The sequence below is a fragment of the Streptomyces sp. NBC_00190 genome (assembly GCF_036203305.1).
Lineage (GTDB): Bacteria > Actinomycetota > Actinomycetes > Streptomycetales > Streptomycetaceae > Streptomyces.
Genome location: NZ_CP108131.1, coordinates 3,872,232 through 3,887,054, shown reverse-complemented (window position 1 = coordinate 3,887,054; position 14,823 = coordinate 3,872,232). Strand labels below are relative to the sequence as shown.

Genomic DNA, 14,823 nt, shown 5'->3' with positions numbered 1-14,823 from the left:
GACACGTGGAGTGACGTTGTCAGTTCTCGGTGCGACGGAAGAGCAAGTCGTGTACGACATGGCCCTTGTCGAGGCCTTGGCCCTCGAAGCGGGTGAGCGGACGGAAGTCGGGGCGCGGGGAGTAGCCGCCGTGGCTCTGCGTGTTCTCGAAGTCCGGGTGGGCGGTGAGGACTTCGAGCATCTGCTCGGCGTACGGCTCCCAGTCGGTCGCGCAGTGCAGCACGGCCCCGGGGGCCAGGCGGGTCGCGGCCAGGGTGAGGAACTCGGGCTGGATCAGCCGGCGCTTGTGGTGGCGGGCCTTGGGCCACGGGTCCGGGAAGTAGACGCGGATCCCGGCGAGCGAGTCGGGCGGCAGCATCTCGCGCAGCAGGATGATCGCATCGCCGTTGGCCACGCGGACGTTGGTCATGCCGCCGCGCTCCGCGAGGGCGAGGAGGTTGCCCTGGCCGGGGGTGTGCACGTCGGCGGCGAGGATGCCGGTGGCGGGGTCGGCGGCGGCCATCTGCGCGGTGGCCTCGCCCATGCCGAAGCCGATCTCCAGGACGACGGGGAGGCCGCCGAAGAGGGCCTCCAGGTCGATGACCTCGTGGCCGTCGATGTCGAGGCCCCAGGTGCCCCACAGGCGCTTCAGGGCTTCGCCCTGGCCGGTGGTGACCCTGCTGCGCCGGGGCTGGAAGCTCCGGATGCGCCGCTCGTGGTGCGAGCCGGCCGGGTCCGGCGACGGCCCGTCGGGGAACCGGGGCTCGGTCCGCCACTTGGGAGGCACGTACGAGGTCGCCTCCGGAGCGGCGTCCGGGAGGCTGGGCGGCTGGGGGTTTCGGGACTCAGACACAATGCGCTGATTCTACGACGGGGGCCGGGGTCGGGTCTCGGCTGCGCCGGGCCGCCCCGTGGCGCACGGCGGGGACCCGGTCAGGAGGTGCGCAGGGTGGCCAGGGCGCGGGTGGCGATCTCGCGGCCGATCGGGAGCGAGGCGGTCGCGGCCGGCGACGGGGCGTTGAGGACGTGCACCGTCCGCGGGGCGTCCCGGATCAGGAAGTCATCCACCAAGGTCCCGTCCCGCAGGACGGCCTGTGCGCGGACCCCGGCCGCGGCGGGTCTCAGATCGGCGGGGGTGACGGCCGGCAGCAGGCGGCGTACCGCCCGGGTAAAGGCCTGCTTCGACAGCGAGCGGTGGATCTCACCGGCCCCGTACCGCCAGTGCCGCGCGGCCATCCGCCAGGATCCCGGCCAGGACAGCTCGGAGCCGATGTCGCGCGGCCGGACCGTGGACCAGGCGTACCCCTCGCGGGCCAGGGCGGGCACGGCGTTGGGGCCGACGTGGACGCCGCCCCCGATGCCCCGGGTCAGGTGGACCCCGAGGAAGGGGAAGGCCGGGTCGGGGACCGGGTAGACCAGCCCGCGGACCAGCTCGGGGCGGGCCAGGTCGTAGTACTCGCCGCGGAACGGGATGATCCGCATCCCGGGGTCGTCACCGGCCAGGCGGGCGATCCGGTCGCACTGCAGGCCCGCGCAGTTCACCAGGACCCGGGCCCGGACCACCAGGCCGGAGGTGGTGCGCACCGCCACGGCGGAGGGGCGGCGGGAGATCAGGTCCACCGCGCCGCCGTAGACGATCTCGGCGCCCGAGGACTCCGCGAGCTGGGCGGTCACTTCGCCGAAGTCCGCGATGCCGGTGCTGGCCACGTGGATCGCGGCCAGGCCCCGCACCTGCGGTTCGTACTCCGCGATCTGGGCCGGGCCCAGCTCGCGCACCGCAATGCCGTTCTCCCGGCCCCGCTGGACCAGGGCGTGCAGCCGCGGCAGCTCCTCGCGCCCGGTGGCGACGATCAGCTTGCCCGTCACCTCGTGCGCGATCCCGTGTTCCGCGCAGAACTTGACCATCTCGGCGGCGCCGCGCACCGCGAAGCGCGCCTTGAGCGATCCGGGGCGGTAGTAGATGCCGCTGTGGATCACCCCGCTGTTGCGGCCCGTCTGGTGCCGGGCCGGACCGGTCTCCTTCTCCAGGACCACCACCCGGGTCCCGGGGGCCAGGCGCGACAGGGCGTGCGCCGTCGACAGGCCGACGATTCCGCCGCCGATCACCAGCACATCGCAGTCCACGCCACCGCCCACGCCGACACCTCCCACCCCTGCATACTGCACCCCGCCACCGACAACGCGGCCGGACAGGCCCTACGCCGGCGCCACCAGCAGCGGCCGGGCCCGCTCGCGCAGCTCCGCGACGCGCGGCTCGTCCCCGTACGGTTCCAGGCGGTGCAGCAGGTCCCGCACGTATTCGGTCGTCCGCGCCGAGGAGATCCGGCCCGCCACCTCGACCGCCCGGGTGCCTGCCGCGCAGGCCGCGTCGAGGTTGCCCGACTCCAGCTCGGCGACCGCGCTCACCACCAGGCGCAGCCCGTGCGACCGTACGTACTCCTCGGTGGGCCGGGACAGGGCCTGCTCGGTGAAGCGCCGGACCTGCCGCGGCAGTTTGAGGTCCCGGTAGCATTCTGCCGCATCCGCCGCGAAACGGTCGTACGAGTAGAAACCGAGCCAGGTCGGGTCCGGATCGCCGTCCCGGGCGCGTTCGAGCCAGCCCTCGGCCGCCCGCAGCGCGGCGCCCGCGGCGGCCGAGTCGCCCGCCTTCGCGTGCGCCCGGGCCTCGACGAGGCGGAAGAAGCTCATGGTGCGGGCCGTGGCCAGGCCCCGGTTGCGTTCGACGGCCGCCTGCGCGAGGTCCACGCCCTCGTCCGGGAAGTCCCGGTAGGTCGCCTGCAGGGACATCGAGGCCAGCACGTAACCGCCGAGGGGTACGTCCGCGGCCGCGCGGGAGAGGCGCAGCGCCTGGATGTAGTAGCGCTGGGCCGCCTCCTGCTGGCCGGTGTCGAAGGCCATCCATCCGGCGAGCCGGGTCAGTTCGGCAGTCGCGCCGAACAGGGCGCGGCCCACCTCGTCGCTGTAGGAGCCGAGCAGCAGGGGCGTCGCGTCCACCCGCAGGCACTCGGGCACCATCGACGAACGCCAGTCCCCTCCGCCGTACTTGGAGTCCCAGCGGCGGGCGTCCTCGGCGGCCTCGCGCAGCTTCGTCACGTCGCTGTGGCCCACGCGCTGGACGTGGTCGCGCAGCGTTTCGGGGCCGGTCTGGGCGGGCACAACGGTGGACGGCGGAGCGGGCAGACTGCCCGCCGCCCCCGTCACGGGCCCTGTCGTCGGGCCGGTCGCGGGGCCGACCACCGGTGCGTCGTGCGGCGGCGCGTCGTGAGCCGTGGGCGCCAGGCCCGTGGGCGTCTGAGCCGAGGGGGTCTGGACCGATGTGCCGGGGACCGTCGGCTCGCGTGCCACCGAACCGTCGGCGGGAGATATCAGCCAGCGCGAGACGGGCGTCGCGTACGCCGCCACCGAGAACGAACCGGCGAGCGACTGCCAGATCCCGCCACCGCCGCGCCGGCCCGCCAGGTCGAGCCGGTAGAGGTCGGTAGCCGACCGCACCGACGCGCCCACGTCACGCGGGAAGGCCAGGCCGACCTCGGGCGCGGGGTCCGCGTCCGCCAGGCCGATCTCGTGCAGGGGCACGGGCCGCCCCAGCTTCGCGCCGATGGCGGCCGCGATCAGATGCGGGGCGGCGCCCTGCGGCACCATCCCCTTCGACACCCACCGGGCCACCGACGTCTTGTCGTACCGAAGCGTCAGGCCGCGCTGCGCGCCGAGGTCGTTGACCCGCCGGGCCAGCCCGGCGTTGCTGATGCCCGCGAGGGCGAGGACGGCGCCGAGCTTCTCATTGGGCTCGCGGAGCTCCCTGGACATGCGCCACCCCTCGTCACACGCGGAACGCATACGCCGCCGGGGCATAGGCGCCCGGCATTTCGTAAACCCAGCGTAGTTCCCCGCCTCCCAAGCGTTAAGGCCCCGACTTCCGTATGGCGGGATTGTTGTCCGTTTGCACAGTCCGGTCCGGACCTGTGCTCGGGGCGCACGTGTCATCGCGTGCTCCGTCCGTGTGGCCGTGCGCCCGCCCGTGCGCTCTGGCCGGTCGGGGGGCCCGGCGATTCGATGTGCGGTGCGTGGGTCGGCCCGCTGCGCGGATCGGGCGGGCCGGGGGATGCCGCCACCTCAATCCCCGCGGGTGGCGGGACGGTCCGGGGGGTGGATTCCGCCTCCCGTACCGCGCCCGCGCACCGGCGGCCGATGGCCTCCGGCGGCTCTCAGTACGGCCGAAGAATGGCCGAAAGTGACCTATGGGGCGAGTGGAACGGAACGCCAAATACCGCGTGGCGGGGGCGTGTTCGTTTGCATGCGCGCCCCCTTTGACCCTCTCGCACGCCTCTCCCGTGGCAGCATGGACCCGAGCCATCCGGGGTCCCGCCGGCCGCGCCCTCAGCGCCGACCGTGCTGCCCGTGCCCCGGTCATGTGCCCACAGGCTGGGGAGGCGGCGGTGCGCTGGTTGGTGGGTTGGAGCAGTATCGCCGCGAGCTTCGGCACGGCCGGCCGCGTCTTCGGCCAGGGCGGTTACGGACAAGGCGGCTACGACGAGGGCGGCGCGCCCCTGCACGGTGGCATCGCGGACGCCGCCCACCCGGGCGATCCCGGCGTGGACGCCGAGCGCACCGTCCACCCCGTCGGCGCCCAACTGCTCTGGGGCGACCCCGACCCGCTCTGGGCCGTCGGCGACTGGCGCCCCGACGAGATCCGCACCCTCACCGCGGACCCGGCCGATCCCTTCACCCGGCTCGCCGTCCTCGGCTGCTGCGGCGCGACCGACGCCGAACTGCGCCGCGCGCTCTACGCCGCCCGCGGCGGGGCCCTGCGCCACCTCACCCAGTGGCCCGGCAGCTACACCGCCGTCGTCCAGGCCGGCCGCCGGATCACCGTCGTCGGCGACCTCGCGGGCGCGCGGCCCGTCTTCTACACCCCCTGGGCCAGCGGCACGGCGTACGCCACCGCCGCCCTCCCGCTCGCCGACCTCATCGAGGCGCAGCTCGACATCGGTCATCTCGCCGCCCTGTTGGCCTGCCCCGACAGCCCGGAGGCACTGGGCGACGGCACACCGTACGCCGGTGTCCGCCGCATCCCGCCCGGGCACGCGCTCATCCTGCGCGAGGGCTCCCGCGAGATCACCGGCTACGAGGCGGTCGCCTCGCTCGCGGTGGCCGCCCCCGAGTCCGAACCCGAGCGCGCGGTGGAGGGCGTACGGGAAGCTTTGGTGGATGCCGTGCGCGCCCGGCTCACGGCGCCCCGCCATGCCCCCGACACGTTGCCGCCGTACGATCCCGGCCCCGTGCCCGGCATGGGCCCCGCCGACCGGCGCGCGGCCCGCGGCGCCCCGGCCCCGGGGGTGGGCGCCGACCTCTCCGGCGGCAGCGCCTCCGCGACCCTGGCCCTGCTCGCGGCCGGCCTGCCCGGAGCCCCGGGCAGCCTCGCCGGCCAGGGCGGGGCCCGGCTGCTGGCGGTCACCTTCAACGACCTGGCCACCCCGCAGGGCCGCGAACCGGAACTGGAGCGGGCCCGGGCCATCGCGGCCGACCCCCGCCTGCACCACGTCGTGGTGGCCGCCGCCGAGGAAGCCCTCCCGTACGCCGAACTCGACGGCCCGCTCACCGACGAACCCGGACCGTCCCTCGTCTTCGCCGCCCGCGAGCGGCGCCGGCTGGCCGCCGGCTCGGCCGACCACTTCACCGGCCACGGCGCCCGCCAGGTCCTCGACGCGCACCCGGCCCGCATGGCCGACCTCCTGATGGACCGCCGCCGCCGCCACCTCCTGCGCCCGGTGGCCGCCCTGGCCCGTTCGGCCTCCGCCTCCGGAGCTTCCGGGGAGTCCCTGCTGGTGCCGCTGACCGTGTACTCCGCAGCCCGCAGACTCGCCCGTACGCCGTACCGCACGGGCATGGAGGCCGCCGCGGCCAGACTCCGCGAGGGCGGGGTCACCGATCGCGTCTCCGGTCCGGTGGACGCTTCCCTCGCCGCCCTGACCTGGTCCCGGCCGGGACCGGCGGCGGGCTGGCTGACGGGCGAGGCACTGGCGGAAGTATCGATCCGTCTCACGGCCGCCGCCGGCCGCCCTCCGCTGTCGCTGCGGCCGGGGGAGGCCCGCGCCCGCGCGCTGCTCGCCCGCCACGCCGCGGACCACCGGGTCTTCGAGCAGGCCGTGGAGGTCCGCAGCCAGCGCCTGCACGCCCCCTTCCTGGACAACCAGGTCGTACGGGCCGCCCGCGCCCTCCCCGAATCCCTGCGCGTCCAGCCCGGGGCCCGGGCCGCGATCCTGCGCAGCGTCCTGTCCTCGGCCGGTGTACGGGAACTCCCGCCGGGCTGGGGTGTCACGGCCCACGCCCCCAATGAGACGGCCACCCGGCTGGGGCTGCGGGCGGCCCTGACCGAGCTGCTGTCGCTGTTCGCCTCGCCGCTGCTGGCGGACGCTGGGCTGATCGACGCCCGCGTCGTCCAACAGGCCCTGCTCGACGCGGCGGACGGCCGCCCGGTCCCGCTGGACGGGCTGGCGGAACTCGTCTCGATGGAGCTGTGGCTGCACCGCCTCCTGGCCCGCCGCGGCACCTGCTGGACCGGCACGTCCACGGCCCGCCGCCGCGCGGTCCCGGCTCCGCCCCTCGACGCGCCGCTCGCGCGGCTCGGCCCCGGAGGGGCTCCCCGCCCGCTGCGCAGCGGCTCCTGACACCGCGCCTCGCCGCCCCGGACTCCGGCCGCCTCCGCCCGCGGCCGGTTCCACGGGCCCCGGCCGCGTGCCTCCGATCAGGCGCGGCCCCGTACCGGCGGACCCGGGCCACGCGCACCGGCCGGGAAATCGCTGCCACCCGCCGCCGGACCAGGCAGAATTGGCCGGTGCGGTATCTCATACTTGGCGCCACCGAGGCGCGCGACGAGACCGGCGCCCCCCTCCCCGTCGGAGGCGCCCGCCTGCGCGCTCTCCTCGCCGCCCTCGCCCTCCGCGGCGGCGGCCGGGCCTCCGTAACCGACCTCGTCGACGAGGTCTGGGGCGACGATCCGCCCCACGACGCCCCCGCCGCCCTCCAGGCGCTCGTCGCGCGGCTCCGCCGCGCCCTCGGCGGCCGGGACTCCGTCCACGCCGACCCCGTCGGCGGCTACCGCCTCGCCGCCGCCCGCGAGGACATCGACCTGCACCGGTTCACCCGGCTCGCCGCCCAAGGCGGCCGACAGCTCGCCACCGACCCCGCTGCCGCCGCCGACACCCTGCGCACCGCCCTGGCCCTGTGGCGCGGACCGGCCCTCGCCGACCTGCCCGAGCCCGCCCGCGCCGCCCACGCGGCCGCCCCCGAAGCGCACCGCACCGCCGCCGTCCGCGACCGGATCGATGCCGAGCTCCGCAGCGGCTCCGCCGACCCGGCGTCCCTCCTCCCGGAGATCGAGGCGCTGATCCAGGAGCGCCCGTACGACGAGCCCCTGCGCGCCCAGCAGCTCCGCGCCCTGCGCGCGGCCGGCCGCCCCGCCGACGCCCTCGCCGCGTACGAGCGCACCCGCCGCGCCCTCGCCGACGGTCTCGGCACCGACCCCGGGCCCGAACTCACCGCCCTGCACGCGGAGCTGCTCCGGCCCGCGCCGCAGGTGCCCGCCGGCAACCTCCGCCCCCGCCTCACCTCCTTCGTAGGCCGCGAGCCCGAACTCGCCTCCCTGCACACCGACCTGGCCCGCCTGCGCCTCATCACCCTCACCGGACCGGGCGGATCCGGAAAGACCCGGCTCGCCGAGCACGCGGCCTGGGCCCATCCCGAACCCGGCTGGCTCGTCGAGCTCGCCCGCCTCGACCACCCCGCGGCCGTACCCGGCGCCGTCCTCAGCGCCCTGGGCCTGCGCGAGAACACCCTGGTCGGCCGTGAGAAGACCACCGCCGACGACCCCACCGCCCAACTCGTCGAGCACTGCGCGCAGCGCCGCCTGCTCCTCGTCCTCGACAACTGCGAACACGTCATCGGCGCCGCCGCCGGGCTGGCCGAGGAGATCCTCACCCACTGCCCCGGTGTCCGGATCCTGGCCACCAGTCGCGAACCCCTCGGCGTGCCCGGTGAAACCGTCCGGCCCGTCGACCCGCTCCCGCCCGACCCCGCGCACCGGCTCTTCGCCGACCGCGCCGCCGCCGTCCGTCCCGGTTTCACCCCCGCCGCGGACCCGGAGGCCGTCGCCGAGATCTGCGCCCGCCTCGACGGTCTCCCGCTCGCGATCGAGCTGGCCGCGGCCCGGCTGCGGCTGCTCACCCCGCGCCAGATCGCCGACCGCCTCGACGACCGCTTCCGGCTCCTGACCAGCGGCGCCCGGACCCTCCTGCCGCGACAGCAGACCCTGCGCGCCGTCGTCGACTGGTCCTGGGACCTGCTCGACGAGCCGGAGCGGGCGGTGCTGCGCCGCCTGTCCGTCTTCGCCGGCGGCTGCGACCTGCCGGCCGCCGAAGCCGTCTGCGCCGACGGAGACGCCGACGGAGACCGAGACGCCGACGCCGACGGCCGCGGCCCCGACGTCCCCCACGTCCTGGGCTCCCTCGTCGACAAGTCCCTCGTCCTGGCCGAACCGGGCCCCGAGCCCGGCGACGGCATGCGCTACCGGATGCTGGAGACCATCCACGAGTACGCCGCCGAGCGCGCGGACGCGCACCCCGCCGACCGCGCCGCCGCCGCCCACCGCCACGCCGCGCACTTCCTGTCCCTCGCCGAGGAGGCGGAACCCCTCCTGCGGTCCGCCGCCCAGCTCCCCTGGATCCGCCGCGTCGAGACCGAGCTCGACAACCTCCGCGCCGCGCTCCTCCACACCACCGCCGCTGCCGGGGCCACCGGGTGCGCCCAGCGCCTCGCGCTCGCCCTCGGCTGGTTCTGGTGGCTGCGCAACTACCGCACCGAGGGCGCCGAATGGGCCGAGCGCGTCCTGGCCGTCACCTCCGCCGAGCAGCCCGAGGGCACGCCCGAGTACTGGCGTTTCATGCGCCTGCGGCTCCTGCACCTCATCCTGCTCGGCGACGGCCGCTCGCCCGAGGAGTTCGGCACCCCGCAGAACGTCGCGCTCGCCGCCGAGATGCAGCGGGTGTTCGCGGCCGGCGGCCCCGAGGCTGCCCGGTTCCCCGGCATGCTCTGGCCGATGACGTCCTTCCTCACCGGCGGCACCATCGACTTCCGCGCCGGGCTGGAGATGACCGTCGCCAACTGCCGCCGCCACGGCGGCGACTGGGAGCTGGGCGTCACCCTCATGCTCCGCACCCATGTGGCCATCGACATCACCGGAGGCCTGCCCGCCGTCGACACCGACCTCGCCGAACTGCACGAGATCGCCCGCCGGGTCGGTGACCGCTGGACCCGCGGCCAGGTCGCCAGCGCCGCCGGCGAGGTGGCGCTCTCCCGCGGCCGCTACGACCAGGCCCGCGCCGAGTACGAGGAGTGCCTGCGCCTGGCCCGCGAGGTCGGCGCCCACACCGAGGCGCCCTTCGCCCTCGCCCGCCTCGCGGAGGGCGCCTTCTGCGCCGGGAACTTCGACGAGTCCGAGCGCCTGGTGGCGCAGGCCCACGGCGAAGCCGAACAGTACGCGCACGGCGGCATCTACGACATCCAGGCCTACGGCGGCCTCCTCACCGCGCTGCTCGCCCTCGTACGCGGGGACAGCGGCGGGGCCCGCTCCGCCTGCGAACGCGCCCGGACCGCGGCCGGCAAGATCACGGTGCCCCCGCAGCTCACCGCCGGGCTCGACAACATCGAAGCCGTCCTCACCGCCGGCGAACACGGCCCGGAGGCCGGCCTCGCCAAGCTCGGGCCGGCCCTGGCCGTCGCCGTCGCCGCGCACTGCGCCGAGCGCGTCCTGGCCTCGCTCACCGAGACCGCGGCCGTGCTGCTGGCCGCCGCCGACCGCGCCGCGGAGGCCGTACGGCTGCTCGCGGCGGCCACCGCCTGGCGCGCGGGCCACCCGCGCTCGGTCCCGGAACAGGCCGCCGTCGACGCACTCCCGGACGACACCCGCGCCGTGCTGGGCCCCGACCGCTACAAGGAGGAGGAAGCGGTGGGCGCCGCACTCTCCCCGGCCGAGGTCGTCACCCTCCTCACCGGCAGCTGATCACGGCGTCGGCCCAGCTCGCCAGGGACGGCAGACTGCCCTGGCCGGCCTGCTCCACCACCAGCCGCAGCGTCTTGCGCCCGGCCAGCGGGACGTCGACGGCGGCGGCAGGGTCCTCGTAGCCGAGCGCGCCCGACCGCCACAGCCGCTGCCCGTCGGCGTACACGGAGAACCGCACCGTGCCGTCGGTGAGCAGCGACAGCCCGTCCACCCCGGCCCGCGCCGAGAAGGCCGTGCACTGCCGGTTGAGGGTGATCTCCACGGACGAACGGGAGTTCACGGTGATCCCCTGCCCGAACCGCCGGTCGCCCACCTCCAGGCCCCAGCGCTGCCACACCCAGCTGCTGCGCCAGGTCTGGAGCTCCGGGCCGCTGTGGTCCCCGTACGCCGACTGGCCGAGCCGGGCCAGCTGGAACCCCTGCGGCGGCGTCGGCGGAGGCACCGGTGCGGGGGTGGGCTTCGCCGAGGTCCGGCTCGGAGCCGGGGTCGGCGAGGGCTTCTCCTCGCTGGGCGAGGGAGACGGCGACGGCGAGGGCCGAGCGGGCGCGGGCGCGGCAGGCGTGGCGGGCGTGGCGGGCGCCGGACTCGGCGGAGGTACGGAGCCCCGCGCGGGCGGCGGCTCCGCCCCGGGCGGGCTCGGCTCCGGCTCGGGCGGAGCGGGCGAGGCGGGCGCGTCGGGCACCACCGGAGCCGCCACGCCCGGCACGGGCTTCGCCTGGGCTTGCGGTGCGGTGTCGTCCCCGGACAGTGCGAACACCACACCGGCGGCCGCGGCGACCGCGATCCCGGCGGCGATGGCGGCCTTGGCCGACAGCCCCAGCCCCTCGGCGGCCACGGCGCCGCCGACCCCGGACCCCGTACCGGCCCCACCGGCAGCCCCGCCCGCGGCCCCCGCACCACCGGCAGCGCCCGCCCCAGCGGCCCCACCGGCAGCCCCGGCGCCCGCAGTCCCGGCCCCGGCAGCCCCGGCCCCCGCGGTCGACCCGCCGACGGCGGCCGCGGCGACCCCGGCTCCACCCGCGGCGACGGCACCACCGGCCACCACCCCCGCGGCCTTGGCCGCGTACCCGGCGGCGAACCACCCGATGACGGCGACCGGAAGCAGCGCGGGAATGCCCGCGTTGACGTCCCGGAGCTCCCCGGCGGCCAGCCGGCACTTCGCGCACTCCTCCAGGTGCCCCCGCAGCCCCCGCTCCGCCCGCATCCGCAGCCCGCCGCGCGCGTAGGCGCCCAGCCGGTCCGCGTACCGTGCGCAGTCGCCGCCCGCACTCAGCGCCGAACTCACATGGGCCTGCAGATAAGCCTGCTTGAGCCCCTCACGGGCGCGACTGGCCAGCACCGCCGTCGCGTTGGCGCTCAGCCCGAACAGCGGCGCGATCGCGCTCGGCGAGGCCTCCTCCACGGTGGTGTGCCACAGCACGGCCTGCCACCGCTCGGGCAGACTCCGGAAGGCCTGCATGGCGAGGGACTGCTCGGCCTCGTGCATCGCCCGGACGTCCGCGCCCAGTTCGAGGGTGTCGTCCCCGGACAGGCCCGACAGGCGGGACAGCCCGGCCCCGCCCTCCGTACCTGTAGCCGCCCGCTCGGCGAAGACGGCGAAGTCCTCGACGAGATGCTCCCGCCTCGCGGTCTTCGTCCAGGCCGCGGCGACCCTGCGCACGGTGGTCAGCAGGTAGGCCCGTACCGATTGGTCCGGCCCGGCTCCGCCCCGTACCGCCTGCAGCGTCCGCGCGAACACCTCGGCGGTCAGGTCGTCGGCAGTGTGCGCGTCCCGGCAGCAGGACCGCGCGTAGCGGCGTACGGAATCGGCGTGCCGACGGAACAGTTCCTCGTACGCGCCGTCGTCGCCACCCCGCATCCGGGCGATCAGGTCCCCGTCGGACGGGGGAAGTTCGGCTCCGGTGCCGGCCGAGGCGCGGTGCCGGCCCCGCGGTTCGCGCTGGGCGGGTACCTGGCGTGCGGGCAGGCTGTCCGTTTCGGCCTCGCCACCGGTACCACCGAGTGGCCCTTCCCGCCCGTCAACGCTCATCGCGGAAGCCCCCGCACGACACACTCAACCGGTACACCGATCAAGCGTGTCACACGGGTGCCACGCGTCGAACCCTTTTGCACACCAGCCACCCATCCGGGGACAGTCCGGTGAAATCCCGCACTGCCACCCGGAATCACACCGTGCGGGACCGCAGCCCTTCGAGCAGGATGTCGAGCAGCCGGGTCGAAGCCGCCGCCTGCTGCGCCGGGTCGGGCAGCGCGGGCGCCGCGGTGGCGATCACGAGCAGCACATCGGCCACCGTGACGTCGGTCCGCAGCTCACCGGCCTCCCGGGCACGGTCCACCAGCCGGCCGACGACCTCCAGCAGCGCACCGGCACCCGAGTCGTCCGACGGCTCGTCCTCGATCGCCGGACGGGCGCCCACGACGCGCAGCTCGGGAGCCCCGCTCGCCGAGACGGCCTGGCGCTGGTGCGGAACCCGCGCCGCCCCGGACTCCTCGACGCCGTCCTCGACCGCCGAGCCCACCCGGAGCACCTGCGGAGGCAGCAGCCGCCCGGCACCCGAGGCCACGGAGGTGCGCAGGAAGCGCGACAGCGCCTGCCACGGCTCCTCCTCCTGGCCCAGCGCGGCCTTGGCCTGCTCGGTCAGCCGGGCGGTCTCTTCCTCCGCTATTCGGCGGACCAGGACGTCCTTGCTCGGGAAGCGCCGGTACACCGTGCCGACGCCGACGCGCGCGCGTCGCGCCACGTCTTCCATCGGGGCCCCGTATCCCAGTTCGCCGAAGACCTCGCGGGCCGCGCGCAGGACGTGCTCCAGATTGCGCTGGGCGTCGACGCGCAGCGGCGTGGACCGCCCCACGCCGTGCGTGGTGCCGCCCGCGAGACCGCGACCGTTGGTCTCGACCGAGAGTGCGGTCGCAGAACCATGGAAATCGGAAATGTTCATATGTTTCCCCCGGTAATCATTTGTCTCCCCCCGGAGACACTCCCCGCCTTCACGTCGAGGGGGCCACGGTCAGGTGGCCCGGTCTTACTCCTCGACGAGATACGAACATAGTTGAGCCAGAGTCAATTCAGAAGGGGCAGCCCCGGACGGAGCACCGCCCGATCGGAGCATTCACCCCCACTTTTCCGTTACACCTCCTCGGAATCACCCCTTACGCGCGCTCTGACCTGCGAATCTCCACCTCTCTCCAAGGTCCCCTTCGACCCCGTCCCAGCACTACCTCCGGTCACACAATCTGTCGGGGCTGTGGACAAACTCCCGGCCACGTTGCGTCATGGGATGGTGAAGGCTGCTAACTCCCGAGGCACGGACCCCGGTACCCCGCCCCGCACCCGCATCCTGGTCGTCGGCGGCGGCTACGTCGGCATGTACACATCGCTCAGGCTCCAGAGAAAGCTGAGAGCCGACGAAGCCGAGGTCACGGTGGTCACCCCCGAGCCCTACATGACCTACCAGCCCTTCCTCCCCGAAGCAGCCGCGGGCTCGATCTCCCCCCGCCACGTCGTGGTCCCGCTCCGCCGGGTCCTCGGCAAGTGCCGCATCGTCATCGGCGAGGCCCAGCGCATCGACCACGCCAAACGGACGGCGACCGTCACCACCCTCGCCACCGAGGAGGAAGGCGCCGGCCCCGTCGAGATCGAGTACGACGAACTCGTGCTCGCCCCCGGCTCCATCTCCCGCACCCTCCCCATCCCGGGACTCGCCGACTACGCCATCGGATTCAAGACCGTGGAAGAGGCCATCGGCCTGCGCAACCACGTCATCGAACAGATGGACATCGCCTCCTCCACCCGCGACCCCGCCATCCGCGACGCCGCCCTCACCTTCGTCTTCGTCGGCGGCGGCTACGCGGGCGTCGAAGCCCTCGCCGAACTGGAGGACATGGCCCGCTACGCCGCGCGGTACTACCACAACGTCAAGGCCGAGGACATGAAGTGGGTCCTGGTCGAGGCCAGCGACCGGATCCTCCCCGAGGTCGGCCCCGAGATGGGCGTCTACACGGTCCGCGAACTGCGCCGCCGGGGCATCGACGTCCGCCTGGAGACCCGGCTCGAATCCTGCGAGAACCGCGTCGCCGTCCTCAGCGACGGCGCGCGCTTCCCCACCCGCACCGTCGTGTGGACCGCAGGAGTCAAACCGCACCCGATCCTGACCGCCTCCGACTTGCCGAAGAACGAGCGCGGCCGCCTGGCCTGCACATCCTTCCTCACCGTCGAGGGCGTCGAGCATGCCTGGGCCGCCGGCGACGCGGCGGCCGTCCCCGACATCACCGCGGCGCAGCCGGGCCGCGAATGCGCCCCCAACGCCCAGCACGCGGTCCGCCAGGCCAAGGTCCTCGCCGACAACCTCATCGCCGCCCTGCGCGACGAAGTCCTCACCGAGTACGCCCACAAGTACGTCGGCTCCGTCGCCTCCCTCGGCCTCCACAAGGGCGTCGCACACATCTACGGCCGCAAGCTCAAGGGCTACCCGGCCTGGCTCATGCACCGCACATACCACCTCAGCCGCGTCCCCACGTTCAACCGCAAGATGCGCGTTCTCGCCGAATGGACCCTCTCCGGTCTTTTCAAGCGGGAGATCGTCTCCCTAGGCTCACTCGAACACCCCAGGGCAGAATTCGAACTCGCCGCAGGAGGCGGCCCCAAGGAACCCCCGCCGAACCCCGCCCCCAACCCCCCGCAGGACAGCCAGGGCTGACGTTGTCAGTGCGGTCGGCCACACTGGACGTGTGACCATAGGTGGGCTCACACCTGCACAGAGTGACAACGTCCCGTCAGTGACCGACCA

Annotated in this window: 8 protein-coding genes; 3 read left to right on the top strand and 5 right to left on the bottom strand. The window is 75.0% G+C overall.

What is annotated here, in order from left to right:
- Positions 1-19: 19 nt before the first annotated feature.
- The 3 genes from trmB to OG429_RS18620 all read right to left on the bottom strand — a co-directional run bounded on the left by trmB (position 20) and on the right by OG429_RS18620 (position 3,786).
- Positions 20-832: a tRNA (guanosine(46)-N7)-methyltransferase TrmB gene (trmB, locus tag OG429_RS18630; RefSeq protein ID WP_405679557.1), complete on the bottom strand. Its 813-nt coding sequence runs from the start codon at positions 830-832 to the stop codon at positions 20-22.
- Between the two features lie 80 nt (positions 833-912).
- Positions 913-2,145 carry an L-2-hydroxyglutarate oxidase gene (gene lhgO / locus OG429_RS18625; protein ID WP_328926439.1) on the bottom strand — a complete coding sequence of 411 codons (1,233 nt, stop codon included), beginning with the start codon at positions 2,143-2,145 and terminating at the stop codon, positions 913-915.
- A gap of 30 nt (positions 2,146-2,175) precedes the next feature.
- Positions 2,176-3,786, bottom strand: coding sequence for a sporulation protein (locus tag OG429_RS18620; RefSeq protein WP_328926438.1), 1,611 nt, complete (start codon positions 3,784-3,786; stop codon positions 2,176-2,178).
- 629 nt (positions 3,787-4,415) lie between these two features.
- Between OG429_RS18620 and OG429_RS18615 the strand changes: the two genes are divergently transcribed.
- Both OG429_RS18615 and OG429_RS18610 read left to right on the top strand, forming a co-directional pair.
- On the top strand, positions 4,416-6,647 hold the full coding sequence (locus OG429_RS18615) for an asparagine synthase-related protein (protein WP_328926437.1): 2,232 nt from the start codon (positions 4,416-4,418) through the stop codon (positions 6,645-6,647).
- Between the two features lie 167 nt (positions 6,648-6,814).
- Positions 6,815-10,036 carry an ATP-binding protein gene (locus tag OG429_RS18610; protein WP_328926436.1) on the top strand — a complete coding sequence of 1,074 codons (3,222 nt, stop codon included), beginning with the start codon at positions 6,815-6,817 and terminating at the stop codon, positions 10,034-10,036.
- Here OG429_RS18610 and OG429_RS18605 read toward each other — a convergent pair.
- Entirely contained in the window at positions 10,023-12,065 is a 2,043-nt protein-coding gene (locus OG429_RS18605; RefSeq protein WP_328926435.1) for a sigma-70 family RNA polymerase sigma factor, read from the bottom strand. The genes OG429_RS18610 and OG429_RS18605 overlap by 14 nt on opposite strands.
- 136 nt (positions 12,066-12,201) lie before the next feature.
- Positions 12,202-12,975: a TetR/AcrR family transcriptional regulator gene (locus OG429_RS18600; protein WP_328926434.1), complete on the bottom strand. Its 774-nt coding sequence runs from the start codon at positions 12,973-12,975 to the stop codon at positions 12,202-12,204.
- A gap of 339 nt (positions 12,976-13,314) precedes the next feature.
- Here OG429_RS18600 and OG429_RS18595 point away from each other — a divergent pair, with 339 nt between their 5' ends.
- Entirely contained in the window at positions 13,315-14,733 is a 1,419-nt protein-coding gene (locus tag OG429_RS18595) for an NAD(P)/FAD-dependent oxidoreductase (RefSeq protein WP_328926433.1), read from the top strand.
- Positions 14,734-14,823 lie beyond the last annotated feature (90 nt).

Excerpts from the sequence above, each read along its gene's own strand:
- OG429_RS18620 (WP_328926438.1), bottom strand. The coding sequence starts at position 3,786 with ATGTCCAGGGAGCTCCGCGAGCCCAATGAGAAGCTCGGCGCCGTCCTC.
- OG429_RS18595 (WP_328926433.1), top strand. The coding sequence starts at position 13,315 with ATGGTGAAGGCTGCTAACTCCCGAGGCACGGACCCCGGTACCCCGCCC.
- OG429_RS18600 (WP_328926434.1), bottom strand. The coding sequence starts at position 12,975 with ATGAACATTTCCGATTTCCATGGTTCTGCGACCGCACTCTCGGTCGAG.
- OG429_RS18605 (WP_328926435.1), bottom strand. The coding sequence starts at position 12,065 with ATGAGCGTTGACGGGCGGGAAGGGCCACTCGGTGGTACCGGTGGCGAG.